Annotated in this window: 15 protein-coding genes; 4 read left to right on the top strand and 11 right to left on the bottom strand. The window is 74.5% G+C overall.

Annotation, left to right across the window (positions count from 1 at the left end; translation table 11 throughout):
- Positions 1 to 85 precede the first annotated feature (85 nt).
- The 5 genes from ACWEO5_RS28155 to ACWEO5_RS28135 all read right to left on the bottom strand — a co-directional run bounded on the left by ACWEO5_RS28155 (position 86) and on the right by ACWEO5_RS28135 (position 4,623).
- A complete protein-coding gene (locus ACWEO5_RS28155) occupies positions 86 to 1,357 on the bottom strand; it encodes an alpha/beta hydrolase family protein (RefSeq protein WP_452165012.1) in 1,272 nt (423 codons plus the stop codon).
- A 116-nt stretch (positions 1,358 to 1,473) separates the two neighbouring features.
- Complete coding sequence (locus ACWEO5_RS28150) at positions 1,474 to 2,040, bottom strand: hypothetical protein (protein WP_452165011.1); 567 nt, start codon at positions 2,038 to 2,040, stop codon at positions 1,474 to 1,476.
- 82 nt (positions 2,041 to 2,122) lie between these two features.
- Positions 2,123 to 3,247: an MFS transporter gene (locus ACWEO5_RS28145; RefSeq protein WP_452165018.1), complete on the bottom strand. Its 1,125-nt coding sequence runs from the start codon at positions 3,245 to 3,247 to the stop codon at positions 2,123 to 2,125.
- 132 nt (positions 3,248 to 3,379) lie between these two features.
- Positions 3,380 to 4,267 (bottom strand): hypothetical protein, encoded by an 888-nt coding sequence (locus tag ACWEO5_RS28140; protein WP_452165010.1) that lies wholly within the window; start codon positions 4,265 to 4,267, stop codon positions 3,380 to 3,382.
- A complete protein-coding gene (locus ACWEO5_RS28135; RefSeq protein ID WP_344552134.1) occupies positions 4,264 to 4,623 on the bottom strand; it encodes a PadR family transcriptional regulator in 360 nt (119 codons plus the stop codon). The genes ACWEO5_RS28140 and ACWEO5_RS28135 overlap by 4 nt, the downstream gene beginning before the upstream one ends.
- Positions 4,624 to 5,281: 658 nt before the next feature.
- Here ACWEO5_RS28135 and ACWEO5_RS28130 point away from each other — a divergent pair.
- Together ACWEO5_RS28130 and ACWEO5_RS28125 are read left to right on the top strand one after the other, a co-directional pair.
- Positions 5,282 to 6,748: a YncE family protein gene (locus ACWEO5_RS28130; RefSeq protein ID WP_452165009.1), complete on the top strand. Its 1,467-nt coding sequence runs from the start codon at positions 5,282 to 5,284 to the stop codon at positions 6,746 to 6,748.
- A gap of 77 nt (positions 6,749 to 6,825) precedes the next feature.
- Positions 6,826 to 7,080: a lipopolysaccharide assembly protein LapA domain-containing protein gene (locus ACWEO5_RS28125; protein WP_452165008.1), complete on the top strand. Its 255-nt coding sequence runs from the start codon at positions 6,826 to 6,828 to the stop codon at positions 7,078 to 7,080.
- Here ACWEO5_RS28125 and ACWEO5_RS28120 read toward each other — a convergent pair.
- On the bottom strand, positions 7,077 to 8,216 hold the full coding sequence (locus ACWEO5_RS28120) for a PP2C family protein-serine/threonine phosphatase (RefSeq protein ID WP_452165007.1): 1,140 nt from the start codon (positions 8,214 to 8,216) through the stop codon (positions 7,077 to 7,079). The two genes, ACWEO5_RS28125 and ACWEO5_RS28120, sit on opposite strands and share 4 nt — an antisense overlap.
- Before the next feature lie 358 nt (positions 8,217 to 8,574).
- On the opposite strand from ACWEO5_RS28120, the gene ACWEO5_RS28115 reads away from it, so the two are divergent.
- Positions 8,575 to 9,123, top strand: a complete 549-nt coding sequence (locus ACWEO5_RS28115; RefSeq protein ID WP_452165006.1) for an LURP-one-related/scramblase family protein — start codon at positions 8,575 to 8,577, stop codon at positions 9,121 to 9,123.
- 58 nt (positions 9,124 to 9,181) lie between these two features.
- On the opposite strand, the gene ACWEO5_RS28110 is transcribed toward ACWEO5_RS28115, so the two are convergent.
- The 5 genes from ACWEO5_RS28110 to ACWEO5_RS28090 all read right to left on the bottom strand — a co-directional run bounded on the left by ACWEO5_RS28110 (position 9,182) and on the right by ACWEO5_RS28090 (position 15,130).
- Positions 9,182 to 10,747, bottom strand: coding sequence for a cellulase family glycosylhydrolase (locus ACWEO5_RS28110; RefSeq protein ID WP_452165005.1), 1,566 nt, complete (start codon positions 10,745 to 10,747; stop codon positions 9,182 to 9,184).
- 208 nt (positions 10,748 to 10,955) lie between these two features.
- Positions 10,956 to 11,975, bottom strand: coding sequence for a LacI family DNA-binding transcriptional regulator (locus ACWEO5_RS28105; RefSeq protein ID WP_452165004.1), 1,020 nt, complete (start codon positions 11,973 to 11,975; stop codon positions 10,956 to 10,958).
- A gap of 10 nt (positions 11,976 to 11,985) precedes the next feature.
- Positions 11,986 to 12,837 (bottom strand): carbohydrate ABC transporter permease, encoded by an 852-nt coding sequence (locus tag ACWEO5_RS28100; protein ID WP_344552126.1) that lies wholly within the window; start codon positions 12,835 to 12,837, stop codon positions 11,986 to 11,988.
- Positions 12,834 to 13,775 carry a carbohydrate ABC transporter permease gene (locus ACWEO5_RS28095; protein WP_452165003.1) on the bottom strand — a complete coding sequence of 314 codons (942 nt, stop codon included), beginning with the start codon at positions 13,773 to 13,775 and terminating at the stop codon, positions 12,834 to 12,836. The genes ACWEO5_RS28100 and ACWEO5_RS28095 overlap by 4 nt, the downstream gene beginning before the upstream one ends.
- 29 nt (positions 13,776 to 13,804) lie before the next feature.
- Positions 13,805 to 15,130 carry an ABC transporter substrate-binding protein gene (locus ACWEO5_RS28090; protein WP_452165002.1) on the bottom strand — a complete coding sequence of 442 codons (1,326 nt, stop codon included), beginning with the start codon at positions 15,128 to 15,130 and terminating at the stop codon, positions 13,805 to 13,807.
- Between the two features lie 306 nt (positions 15,131 to 15,436).
- Between ACWEO5_RS28090 and ACWEO5_RS28085 the strand changes: the two genes are divergently transcribed.
- Complete coding sequence (locus tag ACWEO5_RS28085) at positions 15,437 to 16,417, top strand: acetylxylan esterase (RefSeq protein ID WP_452165001.1); 981 nt, start codon at positions 15,437 to 15,439, stop codon at positions 16,415 to 16,417.
- Positions 16,418 to 16,552: the final 135 nt, after the last annotated feature.

The raw sequence follows: 16,552 nt of genomic DNA, 5'->3' as shown, positions 1-16,552 counted from the left end.
TCCACGGCGCGCAGCAGCACGGACCGCCGACGGGCTCCGGCCGTCAGCAGCACGGACTCGCCGTTCCCCGGGCCCCTGTTGTGCTTCAGCGTTCGTAGGTCATCTCGGGGAAGCGGGCCGAGGGCCCGTCCAGCAGGTGGTCGTCGTGGGCGCGGAGCCAGCGGTCGAAGAAGGAGGCGACGTAGGCGCGGGTGGCGGCTTCGGCGCGGGTCGGGGGGAGGTCGCCGATGTCCTCGCGGAGGGTGGTGGGGGAGAGGGCGCCCTGGTGGGCGAGTTGGGGGAGGAGGGACTCGGCGTCGGTGTAGGAGGCATGGCGGGAGCCTTCGAGGGTGACGTCGGCGTGCCAGCCGGTGCTGTGGTGCCAGAGGGCGTCCCAGCCGGGTTGCCGGTGGTAGGGGCCGGAGTCGGGGCTGCGGGTGCCCATCAGGAGGAAGGGGCGGTCGAGGCCGTCCTCGGCGACGGTGGGGAGGAAGACGCCGGTCCGCCCGTCGGGGCCGGGGAAGTGGAGTTGGCCGTCGAGGTCGATCGCGGCGCGGATCCGCGGGTCGTCGTGCATGGTCTGCAGGGCGGTGAAGCCGCCCGCGGAGTGGCCGGCCATGCCGATCCGGGTCAGGTCGAGGGTGGCGGCGAGTCCGGCGGGGAGGCCGGGGCGTTCGCCGAGGCAGGTGAGCCGGTCCAGGACGAGGCGGGTGTCGGCGACCCGGGCGTCCACCGACTTGCGCAGGACCGCGCCGATGTCGAGGTCCGGGTCGCCCAGCATGCCGGGGAGCACCGAGGTGGCCAATTCGCCGTCGGGGAAGGCGACTTCGGAGGCTTCGTAGGTGTGGTCGACGGTGACGACGACGTACCCGCGGGAGGCCAGGTCCTCGACCAGGGCGGTGCCCCAGGTGCGCGGGTCGCCGAGGCCGGCCGAGTAGAGCACCACCGGGCGCGGGCCGCCGGGCAGCGCCGGGGCGTCGGTGAGGGCGTGGGTGCGGATCGAGGACCAGTCCGTACTGCCGGGCGTGACACCGTAGTTGATCAGCCCGATGCCGTCCGGCCCGCCGAAGTGGGCTCCGGCGGCCGGGGCCATGTACGGGGTGCGCGGGCCGCCGGAGGGGCGGGCGGCCGGGTACCAGACGCTCACCATCAGCTCGCGGGTGCGTCCGGCCGTCCAGGGGTCGGGGCGGGAGTCGTCGGTGAGCCGCAGGGCGGTCGTTCCGATCGCGAACGGCCCGCTGGGGTACGGGAGTCGGGCCGTCGCCTGCCGGTGGGTGGCCGGGCCCCCGCTCGCCGCCGCCGGGCCCGGCAGGGCCGTCGTCGCCGCCAGTGCCGCGAGCAGCAGCGCCGCCCCGGTCCGTCCCCGCCTGCCCGTCATGGGTAACCCCTCGTGTCCGGTGCCTGTTGACGGGCCTCACCGTACGGGGGCGAACGGGCGGTGCGCGCCCTACTGCAGAGCCAACCGGCCGCGTGCTACCGGGGTATGACGCTCGATCAGGTGGCGGAGACCCGCCGGGGGAGGGAGAGCAGGGTGAGCACGGCGGTGACCGCGGTCAGGGCCAGGACGAAGGCGCCCAGGGTGAACAGGCCCAGGCTGAGGCAGGCGGTGAGGGCGAGCGCGGCCAGGGAGAACAGGACGGCCCCGGTGCGGAGCGCCGCGCGGCCGGTGGCCCAGGCGGTGCGCAGCGGGCCCCGGCGGTGCCAGAGCCCAGCCAGCGCGAACAGGCCGATGAGCGGGAAGAGCAAGACCATCGCCCCGAGGTCGTGCCTGCGGGTGAACAGCGACCGCGCGTCCACGGAGAACACCTCGACCGCGCCGAACACCGCGGCGCCGGCGCCGGCCAGCAGGAACACCGCCCCCAGCGGCCGCAGGACGGAGCCTCCCCGCAGCGGTGCCGTCAGGCCCGACTGCGCGCGCTGCGCCTCCAGGAAGGCGACGAGCCGGTCCACCGCACCCCGGAGGTTGAGGGCCAGCACGCAGCCGATCGAGAACGCGGCGATCCCCCAGCAGAGCAGGAACAGGTATCCGGACGCCGGATCCGTCCGGTCGGCTATCAGCATGGTCGATCCCTCCGTACGCGCAGTGCTGGGGCACTCCTACCACGCGACGGCGGGCGGGGAAAGATCGACAACCGGTGGGCGGTCAGTCCAGGGCGCGGGCCCGGCGCAGCAGGAAGGCGCCGGAGGCGGCGGCCAGGACGGCCATGCAGGCGGTGAAGACCAGGCCCGCGTCGGGCAGGCCGAGCGGGCCGTCCAGCAGGCCCACGCCGATCACCGGGATCGAGATGCCCAGGTAGGCGACCACGAACAGGGCGGAGAGCACCCCGCCGCGGTGGGCGTCGGGGGCGACGGCCGCGACCTCGCCGACCGCGCCGCGCAGCGTCATGCCCTGCCCGGCCCCGCCGACCAGGGCGGCCAGCACGAGCGGGGCGAGGGCGTGGGTGGCCAGCGAGAGGGCGAGCAGGCCCAGGCCGCCGATCAGCACCAGGCAGCCCAGCGGGATCGCCCGCCGCGCGCCCAGCTTCGGCACCAGCAACTGGCCGCCGGTGGAGGCGAAGAACGCGGTGGCGACGACCAGGCCCACCACCGCGTGGTTGTGCACGCCCACCTGTTCGGCCAGGAACGCGGGCGTCACCGAGGTGAACACCCCCAGCAGCGAGAACCCGGTGAACGCGGCGACGGCCGCGGGCACGAACACCCCGCGCACCTCCGCGGGCAGCGACGGCCGGTGCGGCCGCGCGGTGCGCAGCGGGCGCGCCCCGTCGACGCTCTCCGGCAGCGCGCGCAGCACCGCGAAGGACAGCACCAGCAGCACCAGGTGGACCACGAACGGCAGGGTCAGCGGCCGCGCCGCGTACTGGGCCAGCAGCCCGGCCAGCAGCGGGCCGCAGCCCAGGCCGCCCATGTTGGCGGCCGTCGCGACGAACCCCGCCCGGCCCTTGCGGCCCGGCGGGGCGAGTTCCAGCACGTACGCGGTGGCGGTGCCGGTGAACAGGCCCGCCGCGAAGCCCGACAGCAGGCGGCCCGCGAACAGCCAGGCCAGGCCCTGCTCGGCGAGGAACGCCACCGCGCTGGCCGCCGCGCACCCCAGGCCGACCAGCAGCACCGGCCGCCGCCCCACCGCGTCCGAGACGTTCCCGAACAGCAGCAGCACGCCGATCACCCCGAGCGCGTAGACGGCGAACACCACCGTCACCATCAGCTCGGAGAACCCGATCCGCTCCTGGTACAGCCCGTACAGCGGGGTGGGCAGCGTGGTCCCGGCCATGCAGACGGCGAACGCGGCCGCCGCCCCCAGGTACCCGCCGCTTCGACGATCAGTCACCACCCCACCGTAGGCAGCGCGCCGGACCGGGGGGAACCGGCGCGCCGGGGGCGGACGGGCGCGGACGGCCGCCCGTCAGGACGGGCGCTGCGCGCGGCGGCGCACCCGCAGCAGCACGGCGGCGGCGACCGCCGCCACCACGGCGAACTGCAGGGTCTGGACGGGCGACGGGCGGTGCGGGGCGAACTCGTCCAGCACGGCCGGGTACAGCGGCAGCAGCGCGACCAGCCCGGTCAGCGCGGCCCGCCGGGTGTGCCGACCGGCCAGGCCGACCGCCAGCACCACCGCGACGCCGACCACGCCCTGCCCGCCGACCGCTGGAACGGCCGGCAGCACGCCCGCCGCGCCCGCGCCGAGACCCAGCGCCAGCAGCGCCCCCCGGCGGTCCGGCGCGGGCGTCAGCCGCAGCGGGGCCAGCCACAGGAACAGGCAGGCCACCAGCGGGTTCAACAGCCCGGTGACCGGCTGGCCGGTCTCGCCGGCCAGCCGGTGCGCCGCCGCCAGCGCCGCCGAGAGCACGGCCGCCGCCAGCGCGGCGGTGCCGAGCAGCCGGGCGGTGGTGACCCGGCCCAGCAGCAGCGCGAACAGCGCCACCGCGGTCAGCGCGACGCCCGCCCAGGCGGGCTGGGTGCCGTACGTCCGGGCCAGCTGATCGGGCGTCATGACGGTGCCGAACACCCGGGCCTCCCGCAGCCGGAAGGCGGCCTGCCCGGCCGCGGCCAGCGCCAGGACGGCGGGCGCCGCGTCGGCGGCGGCCCGGCCGAGCGGGCGGTCGGCGCCCAGGCCCAGCCGCAACCGCAGGCCGTGCGAGGCGAGCTGGGCGGCCTCGGCGAGGACGGCGGCGCGCGGCCGGCCGGCCATCGAGGCGAGCGCGGCCTCCTCCAGGTCGGGCCCGAACTCCTCGCGGTAGTAGGGCGGGTGGAGCCGGACGGCCCACCGCAGCAGTCGTGCGCCCGTCGTCATCCCGTCGCTCCCAGGGTCCGTGCGGTCCGCTGCATCCGGCGGCGGGCCTCCACCGCCACGGTCTCCATCCGCCGTACCTCGGCGTCGAGGTCGGTCCGCCCCCGGTCGGTCAGCGCGTACACCCGGCGGGCCCGCCCGTCGACCACCTCCTCGCGCTCGACCCGGACCAGGCCCTGCGCCAACAACCGGTCCAGCGCCCCGTACAGGGTGCCGGCCCGGAGCCGGACCCGGCCGTCGGAGATCCGGGTGACTTCGCCGAGCAGGGCGTACCCGTGCCGGGGCTCGTCCGCGAGGGCGGCCAGCAGCAGGAGGGTGGGCTCCCGCATCGGCTGGCTGTGACTGCTGCGTTCACTCATGATCACTGTATATACCGGATGACTGACTATGGTCCAGCGGGGATGGTGAGGCGCCGTCAGGGAGGGAGCCGGCGGGGAGGGGTGCCGGCGAGGGAGGGGTGCCGGCGGGGGCGGGTGGGGGTCAGTGGCGGAGGCCCACGGGGCCCAGCCGGCGCCGGTGGAGGGGAGGGTGCCGCCGCCGTTGTCGGCGGGGGTGCTCGGGGTCGGGGAGGGGGAGGGGGGTCGGCGGCTCGAAGGTGTTGGTGACTTCGACGGCCGCGCTGCCGTGGACCGTGGTGCGGCCGTCGGCGACGGAGTAGCCGACGGCGTCCCCGGCGCTCTGCTCGTCTGCGGCGAAGGCTGGTGGCCGGGGGGGGGGGTGATCGATGCTCGAACGCCCTTGTGAATGTGGATGGTTGGGGAATCCGGGCGGGTACGACCGGTGCGGCGGCGTTTCGGACAATGCGTCAGGACGCCGTTCGGCGGCCGCGAGCACGGGCCCGGCGGGAACGCGCCCGGGCCCTCCCCGGGAGGCGCCGGATGGCGCAAACCCGCCCTTGCGGCCCGAGCGGCCCGCCCAGCAGCATGCACACCCGGTGATCACCCGCACACCCCCGGTCGCGGCCGCGGGACGGGTGCGCCCCCGCCTCCTTGCCCTCGCGAACGAAATGAGACGGCAGTGCGATCCCTCCGCTCCACCCCCCTCCGCGTCCGCCGCAGATCCGCCCGCCGCGCCGCGTCCGCCGCCGTCGCGCTCGCCCTGGCCGCGCCCCTGCTGCTCGCCGCGCCCGGGCCCGCCGCGGCGGACACCCCGGCCCCCGCCGCACCCGTCGCGTACGTGGTCGACCAGTGCTGCGGCACCCTCACCGCCGTCGACACCGCCACCCGGCAGCCGACCGGACGGATCACCCTCCCGGACGGCAGCAGGCCCGCCCGGATCGCCGCCGCACCCGACGGCCGCCACCTCTACGTCACCGACCAGGGCGCGCCCGTCGTCCGGGTGGTCGACCCCGCCGACCCCGGCCGGAACACCGCCGTCGCCACCCGCACCGGCACCCAGGCGATCGCCGTCTCCCCGGACGGCACCCGGGTGTACGCCGGGGACCACCAGGGCGACCCGGCGCTCGGCGCGCTCTCCGTCCTCGACCCGGCGGCCGGGACCGTCACCGCCACCGTCCCGCTCGGCTTCCTCCCCGAGGACGCCGCCGTCTCCCCCGACGGCCGCGACCTCTACCTCACCCAGCCGCAGGGCCTCACCGTCGTCGACACCCGCACCAACGCCGTCGCCGCCACCCTCCCGCTGCCCGGATCGCCCCGGCAGGTCGCCTTCGCCCCCGACGGCAGGCACGCCTACGTCACCGAGTACGACAGCGGCGTCGTCGCCGTCGTCGACACCGCCACCCGCACCGTCAGCGCCGAGGTGCAGGTCTACGCGGGCGCCGACGGCGTCGCCGTCTCCCCCGACGGCACCCGCGGGTACGCCACCAGCGCGCTCGGCCCCACCGTCACCGCCTTCGCCACCGGCGGCGGACAGGTCACCGGCATCGTCGAGACGCCCGACGAGCCCGGCGCCCTCGCGCTCACCCCCGACGGCTCCCAGCTGTGGGTCGCCAACCCGGCCGACGACTACCTGACCGTGGTCGACACCGCGAGCAACACCGTGACCGACCGGGTCCGCGGCGTCCGGGGCCCGGTCGACCTGGTCATCCCGGCGCCGCCCGCCCCCGTCGACCCCCCGGCCGAACCGAAGGCCGACCTCGCCGTCACCCTCGACGCGGCCGCCGTCCCCGCGCTGCTCGGCGGCCGGATCGACTACACGCTCACCGTCACCGACACCAGCACCACCACCGCGTCCACCGGCGCCACCGTGACCGTCGCCCTCACCCCCGGCACCCTCACGCCCGCCACCACCGCCCCCGGCTGCACCGCCGCCCCCGGCCGCCTCACCTGCACCCTCACCGGCCTCGCCCCCGGCGCCAGTGCCCGCCGGACCTTCAGCCTCCCCGTCGCCCTGCTCAGCCTCGGCACCGCGTACAAGGCCACCGCGACCCGCACCGCCGCCACGCCCGCCGACCCCGGCCCGGGCAACGACAGCGCGAGCCGCAGCTGCACGGCACTCACCGCGCTGATCATCACCTGCGGCTGAGCCGAGGGCCCCGGCCGCGGCGGGCCGCCCCGGAGGCCGACGGGCCGAAGTGGGACATTCCTCAGATAATGGTCCGTATGGCTGACAAGACGAGCAGTGCGGACCGGCCGGCCTCGGTCACCGTCGGCGGCCGCGAGATGCGGATCAGGACCATCGCGTTCCTGATCCTCGGCGTCCTGGCGATCTGGTTCATCGCCGCGAACACCGCCTCGGTGCAGATCCGCCTGTGGATCCCCACCGTCACCCTCCCGCTCTGGCTGGTGCTGCTGGTCACCCTGCTGGTGGGCGCCGCCCTCGGCTGGCTGCTGGCCCGTCGCCGGGCCCGCGGTTAGGCCGCGACGGCCCCCGGCCGCGCGCCGTCGGTGCTTGCGGCCGCGCCGGCCGGGCGGAAGTCGCAGAGCAGCAGCGCGGAGTCGTCGTCCGGGCCGGTGCCCGTCCACGCCTCGACGTCCGCCCGCAGCCGGGCCAGCGCCCGCCGCGGGCAGGACGGGGCGAGCACCGGGCCGGCGCGGTCGGCCAGCGGGTAGAAGGCGCCGGAACCGTCCCGGGCCTCGGTCAGGCCGTCGGTGCAGAACAGCAGCCGGTCGCCGTCGTGCAGGGTCAGCACGGTCGGCCGCGGGGCCGGCCCGCCGCCGGCCAGCGCGGACAGCCCGAACGGCGGGGCCGGGTCCAGCCGGGGCAGCACCGGCGCCGCCCCGCCCGCCCGCAGCAGCACCGGCACCGGGTGCCCGTGGTCCAGCAGCGCCGTCCGCCCGTCCTCCCGGACGTCGGCCAGCAGCGCCGTCACGAACCGGTCCCCGGAGGTCTGCGCGGCGAGCGCCCGCTCGATCTGCGCGGCGAGCGCGCCGAGGTCCGGCGCGACCGGCGCCGCGTTGCGGAACGCGCCCAGCACCGCCGCCGCCGTGCTCACCGCCTCCAGACCCTTGCCCTGCACGTCCGCGACCAGGATCCGCACCCCGCCCGGCACCTGCACCGCCTGGTACAGGTCACCGCCCACCCGGGCCGTCCGGTGCGCCGAGCGGTACGAGCCGGTCAGCTCCAGCGGGCCGACCCGGGGCGGCAGCGGCGGCATCAGCACGTTCTGCACCGTCTCGGCCACCGCCCGGACGTCCACCAGCTCGCGCTCCGCCCGCCGCCGGGTCACCGACACCCAGCACGCGGCCAGCGCCGTGAACACCACCCCCGCCAGCGCCACCCACACCCGGGTGTGCCCCCACAGCCCGTCCCACACCGAGATCAGCAGCACCAGCACCACCCCCAGCAGCGCCGACCCCAGCACCGTCCGCGGCGAACCGCGCCCCGCCGCCAGGGCCGGCCCCGCCGCGAACAGCGGCAGCAGCCCCAGCGCCGGCCCCAGCAGCAGGTCCCCCAGCGCCACCAGCAGCATCGCCGCCACCGGGGCGGCCCACGGCCGCGTCCACCACCGTCCCCGTCCGGCGGGGCCCGGCCCGTTGGCGGTCGACGACATCTCGCTGCTTCCTCTCGGGTTCCCGTGCGCGGGTCCGTTCTCGCGTCCGGGCCCGGTCCGTCCCGCTGCTCCGGACCGGCCGGAGGACGGACGCCCGGCGGGGAGCGGGCCGACGGGGGCCGCCGGCACCGGCCTCCGACGGTAACCAGCCGCCCGCACCCGCCGGTAGGGCCCTTCGCCCCACCCGCGCCCGGCCCGCCCCCGAAAAGATGCGGGGCCGCCCGGACGGCGGTACGAAGGGCCGACGGACGGACGGACGGACGGACCGGACGGCGCGGCCCGGCAGCGGGAGCGGGAGCGGCCGGGCCGTCCGCCGCCGCACCGCCGCACGCCCAGCAGCCCAGGAGAGGACGCCGGCATGTTCGAGGAACGACGGGCCCGCCGCCAGGCCAACCGCGCTTTCGACCACGGGGAGGGGGTCACCCGGTACCGGATGCGCCAGAAGGTCCTCGCCATCGGCGACGACTACTGGATCGACGACGACTCCGGCGACCACGTCTACAAGGTCGACGGCAAGGCCCTGCGGCTGCGCAAGACCTTCCACATCGAGGACCGCTCCGGCCACCGGGTCGCCACCGTCCAGGGCCGCGCCCTGCGGATCAAGGACTCGATGGAGATCGAGGACGCCGACGGCCACCGCATCGCCATGGTCAAGAAGGCCCTGATCAACCCGCTCCGCGACCGCTGGCACATCGAGCAGCCCGACGGCCCCGACCTCGACGTCCACGGCAACGTCCTCGACCACGAGTACACGATCGAGGACGACGGCCGGAAGGTCGCCGAGGTCTCCAAGAAGTGGTTCCGGGTCCGCGACACCTACGGCCTGGAGATCGGCCCCGGCGCCGACCACGCCACCGTGCTGGCCGCGGCCATCGCCATCGACGCGATGTCGCACCCCGGCGACTGAGACCCGGCCCGGGCGCCGCCGGCCCGGAGGGGGCCGGCGGGCCGGCGGGGTGGTGCGGCTACGGCTGCTGCGCCAGCAGGTGGGCGCGGTAGCCCTCGCCGAAGGTGGACGTCGGGGTGCCGTTCCAGTCGGTGACCAGCACGTTGCCGTTGCTGTCGCACACGCCCCAGGGGTTCCACGTCCAGGCGGTGTAGCCGACCTCGTTCTCGTCGGCCCAGGCCATCACCTGGTCGATGTAGTCGTGGGCGCAGGTCGCCTGGCCGATCTCACCGGCCTGGACCGGGACCTTCGCGGCGACCGCGCCGATCGTGCTGTCCCAGCAGGCGGTGGTCACGCAGCCGTTCCAGCTGTACGAGTGCCAGGAGGCCATCAGGTTGCCGGTGGGGTCCTGCGGGGCGTAGGCCAGCCACTGGCTGAGGTCGTTGGTCCAGGTCAGGCCGCCGGTCATGACCACGTTGGTGGCGCCGGTCGCGCGCACCGCGTCCACCAGGGACTGCATGCCCGCGACCGGGTAGCCGATGCCGGGGCAGCTGCCGCCGTCGCGCAGACAGGTCCAGGCGGCGGTGGCGTCGGCCCAGTTGTCGGCGGCGTCCGGGTAGGGCTCGTTGAACAGGTCGAACAGGACGGCGTCGTCGCCCTTGAAGGTCTCGGCCACCTGGGTCCAGAAGGTCGGGGCGTACTGCTGGTCGGGCATCGGCTTCTGGCAGGTCGCGGCGGTGTCCGAGCAGCCCGCGCCGGGGCCGGTGTACTGGCCGTGGCTCCAGTGCAGGTCGAGGATCACGTTGATGCCGTTGGCGACCAGCAGGTCGGTGTAGTCCTTCACCGCCTTCCGGTACGCGGCGCCGGTGGTGCCGCCCGCCGGGACGCCGACGGCGGTGTCCAGCCAGCACTCCTCGTTCAGCGGGAGGCGCACGGCACGGACGTTCCAGCCGCGCATCGCGTCGACCGTCGCCTGGTCCGCGGGGCCGTCCCACACCCCCTTGCCCTGGACGCAGGCGAACTCCCCGCTGGAGCGGTTGACGCCCAGCAGGCGGTACGGGGTGCCCGCGGCGGTGACCAACCGGTTGCCGGAGACGTGCAGGGCCGGGGCGGGCCCCGCGGGCGGGGTGGTCGGCGGGTCGGTCGGCGGCGGGGTGGTCGGCGGGGTGGTGGGTGCGGACCCGTCGCAGGGGACGCCGTTGACCGTGAAGGCGGTCGGGGCGGGGTTGGCGCCGCTGTAGCCGAAGGTCGCGGCGGGCGCGACGCTGCCGCCGGACGGGACGGCGGCGTTCCAGGGCAGGCTGGCGACGGTGACGTCCCGGCCGGACTGCGTCCAGCTGCCGTTCCAGCCGGAGGACAGCGCCTGGGTGCCGGCGTAGGAGAAGCCGAGCGTCCAACTCGTCCACGCCGTACCGAGGTTGGTGATGGTGACGGTGGTCTGGAAGCCGCTGCCCCAGTCGTTCTGCACCGCGTACGTCGCCTTGCAGTGCACCTCGGCGGCCTGCGCGGCCTGGGCGGCCTGGGGGAGGGTGGTCAGGGAGGCCGCCGCGAGGGCCAGCGCCCCGGCGGCGGCCGCGCCGACGACGGTGCGGGTGCGGGCGCGGGCGGGGTGGTGGGGGCGGGGGTCGGGGAACGTGCGACGCATGGAGGCCCTCCTGAAAGCGCGTCGAATCGGGTGGGGGAATTTCCGTCGGAACGGCGGGGGCGGCCGCGCGGTGCGCTGCTTATGCGCTTAAGTCCGCGGCGCAGAAATGCGGCCCGGTCGTTTTCCGGGAAAGTAGGGTGGAAACTGACGGGACGTCAACAGCATTGGGAGGAAAGGGGGGAAGGGGGAGCGGCGGGCCGAAAGTTTCTCAGCCGGCCGGTGCCGCGCCGGTGCTGCCGCGGACGGTCAGGACGGGGGTCCGCTCCTGGTGCGAGCGCGGCGGCAGGCCGTCGATCAGCTCCAGCAGCACCTGGGCGGTGTGCAGGCCGTACGCCTGGATGTCCCAGGACAGGGCGGTCAGCGCGGGGCGGACCAGGACGCACAGCTGCGAGTCGTCCCCGGCCAGCAGGGACAGCTCGGCGGGCACCGCGATGCCCATCTCCTGGGCGACGTTGAGCGCGGCGACGGCCATCACGTCGTTGTCGTACAGGATCGCGGTCGGCCGGTCGGGCCGCGACAGCAGGGCCCGGGTCGCCCGCGCGCCCTCCTCCGCGGTGTAGTCGGTCTCGACCACCCGCGGTTCGCCCAGGCCGTGCCGGAACACGGCCGCGCGGAACGCCGCCACCCGGACCCGGGTGTGGTCGAGGGCGGGCAGCCCGGACACCCGGGCGATCCGGCGGTGGCCCAGCGCCACCAGGTAGTCGACGGAGGAGTCCACCGCCGCGGTGTCGTCGGCCCAGACAGCGCCCAGCCCGCTGTCGGCCCGGGGCCGCCCGGCCAGCACCGCCGGGACGCCCAGCTCCTCGATCACCGGCAGCCGGGCGTCCTGCGCGTACAGGTCGGTCACCACCAGGCCGTCCACCCGGCGCTCGGCCCACCAGCGGCGGATCGCCTCGACGGCGGCGGCGTGGTCCCCGACCACCTGCAGCAGCAGGCCGACCCGCCGGCCCGACAGTTCGCGCTCCAGCCCCGAGATGAACCGCATGAAGAACGGCTCGACGCCCAGGGTGTCCGCGGGGCGGGCCAGGATCAGGCCCACGCTGTGCGCCCGCGAACCCGACAGCGACCTGGCGGCCAGGCTCGGCCGCCAGCCGAGCCGGTCGGCGATCTCCAGGATCCGGCGGCGGGTCTCCTCGGACACCCCCGGCCGGCCGTTCAGGGCGTACGACACCGCGCCGATCGAGACGCCCGCCCGCTCCGCGATCTCCCCGATCGTGACCCGCTTCACCGCTGCGCCGTCACTTCGTGGCCCCCCGGGTGAAGCCGTTGTAGAGGAACCGCTGCAGGAACAGGAACACCACCAGGGTCGGCAGGATGACCAGGACCGTGCCCGCGCAGATCACCTCCCAGCGGGCCCCGTACGGGCCCTTGAAGTAGAACAACGACGTGGAGACGGTGCCGAGTTCGGGCGAGGGCATGTACAGGAACGGGATGTAGAAGTCGTTGTAGACCACCACCCCTTTCACGATCACCACGGTCGCGATCGCGGGCCGCAGCAGCGGCAGGATCACCGTCCGGTAAATCCGCAGCGGCGAGGCCCCGTCGATCCGGGCCGCCTCGTCGAGCGAGACCGGGATGGCCCGCATGAACTGCAGGAAGATCACGATCGAGACGATGTCGGTGCCGGTGTACAGGGCGATCGCGGACCAGCGGTTGTTGAACAGGCCGAAGGAGTTGACGATCTGGAAGGTCGCCACCTGGGTGGTCACCCCGGGCACCAGCGAGGCCAGCAGGAACAGCGAGACCGTCAGCTTCCGGAACGGGAACCGGAACCGGTCGATCGCGTACGCGGCCATCGAGCCGATCAGGACGGTGCCGGTGACCGAGAAGACCAGGATGAAGGCGGTGTTGCCGAAGGCCCGGAGCAGGTGGCCCTGGGTGAAGGCGACCCGGAAGTTGTGCAGGTTGAACCAGTCGTGCGGCGGCGTCAGCGGACCGGTGTCCGCGGACTCCGGCTCGGTCTTCAGCGCCGCCATCAGCACCACCGCCAGCGGCAGCAGCGTCGCGGCCGAAGCGGCCAGCAGGGACAGGTACTTGGCGGCGACCGCGGTGCGGGCGCCGGCCCCGCGCGGGGCGTGGTGGGCCGTCATACCAGGTCGACCCCTTCGTCGGGGACCAGCCGCCGCTGGATCCAGGTGGTCAGCAGGACGACGGCGAGCAGCACCACGGCGGCGGCCGAGGCCAGGCCGACCTTGTTGAACTGGAAGGCCAGCTTGACCGTCTGGATCACGAAGGTGGTGCTGCCGTTGGCGCCGCCGGTCATCAGGTAGGGGATCTCGAACGCGGACAGCGAGCCGGAGACCACCAGGACGGCGCTCAGGCTGACGACGGGCCGGATGCCGGGCAGCACGATGTGCCTCACCTGGTGCCAGCGGTTGGCCCCGTCCAGGTCCGCCGCCTCGTAGACCTCCCCGGGGATCGACTGGATCGCGCCCAGGAACAGCACGAAGTTCAGCCCCAGGTACCGCCAGAGCGAGACCGAGGCGAGCGACCAGTTGACCAGGTGCGGATCGCCCAGCCACAGGTGGTCGCCGCGCGCGCCGAACAGGCCGAGGACGGAGTCGAGCGTGCCGCCGGGCTGGAAGAAGTACAGGAAGACGAAGCCGATGGCGACGCCGTTGATCAGGTACGGGAAGAACAGCACGCCCTTGAAGAAGTTCCGGAACCGGACGTGGAAGCTCAGCACCGTCGCGAAGTACAGCGCCAGCACCATCTGCACGGCGCCCGACGCCAGGTAGAACAGGCTGACGAAGAAGACCTGGAACAGGTCGGGCCGGGTGAACAGCTCGGTGTAGTTGGCCCCGCCGACGAACTCCTGGTCCGGGCCGAAGCCGTCCCAGCTGGTCAGGCTGTAGTACAGCATGTTGAACACCGGCGTGTAGGTGAAGGTGACCAGGAAGGCCAGCGGCACCGCGAGGAACAGCCACGGGGTGGCGCGGGCGAGCAGCCTGGTCCGGAGGGGCGCGGCCGCGGGGGGCGCTGCTGCGGTGGTGGTGGCGGTGGTGGCGGTGGTGGTGGGTTCGGGCATGTCGCCTCGCTCGTCCGTCGGCCGGCCGGTCAGGACCCGGCCCGCTTGAGCGCGGCGGCCCACTTCCGGTTCAGGTCGGCGAAGTAGCCCTCCAGGCCGCCGCCGCCCCCGGCGCCGCGGGCCAGGTCGACGATGTGCTGGCGGTAGTCCGGCTTGTTCAGGCCGATCTCGGACTGGTTGTCGATCGTCGAGACCTCGGCGTTCTTCGCCTGGCTCAACTGGATGAACCGGACCCCCGCGTCCTGGTACGCCTGGAGCTCGGCGGGCATCGCCCCGCTCTTGAGGGTCGGCAGCAGGGCCTCGTCCTGGGCGTAGCCGCTCTTGTCGACGAACCAGTCCACCCAGGCGCGGGCGGCCTCCTTGTGCTTGGAGTGGACGTTCACGGCCTCCCGGTAGTCGGGGGAGACCACCGAGCAGAAGTGCCCGTCCCGCTGCGCCGGGAAGGGCATGAAACCGATGTCCGCCGGGTCGGCGCCCGCCGTCCGGGCGGCGTCCTTCATCTGGGAGATCGCCCAGGAGGCGAGCGCCAGCGTGCCGACCTTCCCGGTGCTGAGCTGGTTCTTGGAGCCCTCCCAGGCGGTGGTGGTCGGGTCCTTCTCCACCAGCTGCTGGTGCACCGCGTCGTACAGCAGGGTGTCGATGCGGTTGAGCTCCTTGCCCGCCGCCCAGGGCGCGGGGTCGCTGGCCAGCGCGTCGTTGGCGGCCTCGTCGCAGCTCGCCCCGCCGAGGTAGCTCTGCCAGGCCGTCATCGGCCAGCCCTCGTGGTAGACGGTGGAGAGCGGGGTGGCGGAGGTCCTCTCCTTGATCGCGCGCAGGTCCGTCAGGAACTCGTCCGGGGTGGTGGGCCAACCGGTGATCCCGGCCTGCTTCCAGACCGCCTTGTTGTAGACCAGGCCGGTCGCGTTGCCGTTGGTGGCGATGCCGTAGACCTGCCCGTCGTAGGCGCCGCCGTCGACGAAGCGGTACTTGCGGTCCAGCTCCTCCGGGGTGCCGAGCGGGGCGAAGAACTTCGGGTAGTCGGCGACCGGGACGGCGGCCGGGATCATCAGCACGTCGCCGTAGTCGGTGCTGTTCAGGCGGATCTTGACGTCGCCCTCGTAGTTGACGATCGCCTCGAACTTGACGTGCACGTTCGGGTAGACCTTGTTGAACTCGGCCGCGTACCGGTCCAGGGTGCCGTCGCCCGCCAGGTCGGTCTTGTGGGTGAGGACGGTGATGGTGCCGCTCACCGAGGCCGGGTCGGACGGGGCGACGGCCGCGCCGCCGGTGCCGCCGCCGCTCGCGCCGGAGCAGCCGGAGACCGCGGTGATCGACATCAGGGCCACGGCCAGCAGGGCCGCCGATCGCTGTTCCATGTACCGACTCCCGGGTGGTGGAGGTTCGACTGACACAGGGCTGACACAGGGCTGACACAGGGCTGACGGGGGATCAGGAGGGTTCGGGGCGAAGGCGTTCGGGCGGCTTATGCGCTTAAGCGGAGCGGTGCGCGAAAGGCCCGGACCGACTTCCGGGAAAGTAAGAGGCTCCGCATGATCAGGTCAACAGCTGAGGCGGGCCCCGGCGCCCCACCGGCACTTCTTGGCTTAAGCAGTTAAGTAAGTTTCACGCTTTTCCGACCCCGACATTGGCGCGGTCGTCGGCCGGCCCTACCCTGGGCCGTCATGGCCTTCCTCTCCATGGACTTGCCCGAGCTGCACAAGCACCGGCCCGAGCGCACCGAACCCGCCGACTTCGCCGCCTTCTGGGCGGACACCCTGGCCGCCGCCAGGGCCTTCCCCGCCCGCCTCGACACCGCGCCGGTCGAGACCGGCCTCACCACCCTCACCGTCGAGGACGTCACCTTCCCCGGCTACGACGGACAGCCGATCAAGGGCTGGCTGGTCCGGCCGCGCGGCGCCGAGGGACCGCTGCCCGCGGTCGTCGAGTACATCGGGTACGGCGGCGGCCGGGCTCTGCCCCACGACCACCTGCGGTGGGCCAGCGCGGGCTACGCCCACCTGGTCATGGACACCCGCGGACAGGGCGGCACCTGGTCCACCGGCGACACCCCCGACGACGGGCCCGGCGCGGGCCCGGCCCACCCCGGGTCGATGACCCGCGGCGTCCTCGACCCGGCCGCGTACTACTACCGCAGGCTCTACACCGACGCGGTGCGGGCCGTCGACGCCGTGCGCACCCACCCCGGCGTCGACCCGGAGAGGGTCCTGGTGGCGGGCGGCAGCCAGGGCGGCGGCCTGGCGCTGGCGGTCGCGGGCCTGGTGCCCGACCTGGCCGGGGTGGTCGCGGACGTCCCGTTCCTGCAGCACATCCGCCGCGCCACCGAGATCACCGACGCCTTCCCCTACAAGGAGGTCGCCGACTTCTGCAAGGTCCACCGCGACAAGGTGGAGACCGTCTTCGCCACCCTCGCCTACTTCGACGGCCTCCACTTCGCGGCCCGCGCCACTGCCCCGGCGCTGTACTCGGTCGCACTGATGGACGAGGTCTGCCCGCCCGAGACCGTCTTCGCCTCCTACCACCACTACCGCGGCCCGAAGGAGATCAGCGTCTATCCCTACAACGGGCACGAGGGCGGCGGCAGCCACCACGTTCCGGTGGCGCTCGCCTTCGCGGCGTCCGTGCTCGGAGGCGCTGAGCACTGAGCGCTTCCGAGCACTGAGTGCTTCCGAGCACTGAGCGCCGAGTGCCGGAGGCGGCCGGGGCGGCGGGGCGGGGGGGGCGGCCGCCCCCCGCGGGTTCGGGCCGCAACCTGGACCGCCCGGTAAGTTTAGGAAAAC

Source organism: Kitasatospora sp. NPDC004272, from assembly GCF_053603035.1.
The sequence above is the reverse complement of the archived record's forward strand: the minus strand, read 5'-3'. Positions and strand labels throughout refer to the sequence as shown.

Bases quoted from the DNA above. Each gene is read 5' to 3' on its own strand.
- ACWEO5_RS28145 (WP_452165018.1), bottom strand. From the start codon at position 3,247: ATGGCCGGGACCACGCTGCCCACCCCGCTGTACGGGCTGTACCAGGAG.
- ACWEO5_RS28095 (WP_452165003.1), bottom strand. From the start codon at position 13,775: ATGCCCGAACCCACCACCACCGCCACCACCGCCACCACCACCGCAGCA.
- ACWEO5_RS28110 (WP_452165005.1), bottom strand. From the start codon at position 10,747: ATGCGTCGCACGTTCCCCGACCCCCGCCCCCACCACCCCGCCCGCGCC.
- ACWEO5_RS28100 (WP_344552126.1), bottom strand. From the start codon at position 12,837: ATGACGGCCCACCACGCCCCGCGCGGGGCCGGCGCCCGCACCGCGGTC.
- ACWEO5_RS28155 (WP_452165012.1), bottom strand. From the start codon at position 1,357: ATGACGGGCAGGCGGGGACGGACCGGGGCGGCGCTGCTGCTCGCGGCA.
- ACWEO5_RS28115 (WP_452165006.1), top strand. From the start codon at position 8,575: ATGTTCGAGGAACGACGGGCCCGCCGCCAGGCCAACCGCGCTTTCGAC.
- ACWEO5_RS28085 (WP_452165001.1), top strand. From the start codon at position 15,437: ATGGCCTTCCTCTCCATGGACTTGCCCGAGCTGCACAAGCACCGGCCC.
- ACWEO5_RS28120 (WP_452165007.1), bottom strand. From the start codon at position 8,216: ATGTCGTCGACCGCCAACGGGCCGGGCCCCGCCGGACGGGGACGGTGG.
- ACWEO5_RS28125 (WP_452165008.1), top strand. From the start codon at position 6,826: ATGGCTGACAAGACGAGCAGTGCGGACCGGCCGGCCTCGGTCACCGTC.
- ACWEO5_RS28150 (WP_452165011.1), bottom strand. From the start codon at position 2,040: ATGCTGATAGCCGACCGGACGGATCCGGCGTCCGGATACCTGTTCCTG.
- ACWEO5_RS28090 (WP_452165002.1), bottom strand. From the start codon at position 15,130: ATGGAACAGCGATCGGCGGCCCTGCTGGCCGTGGCCCTGATGTCGATC.
- ACWEO5_RS28135 (WP_344552134.1), bottom strand. From the start codon at position 4,623: ATGAGTGAACGCAGCAGTCACAGCCAGCCGATGCGGGAGCCCACCCTC.
- ACWEO5_RS28140 (WP_452165010.1), bottom strand. From the start codon at position 4,267: ATGACGACGGGCGCACGACTGCTGCGGTGGGCCGTCCGGCTCCACCCG.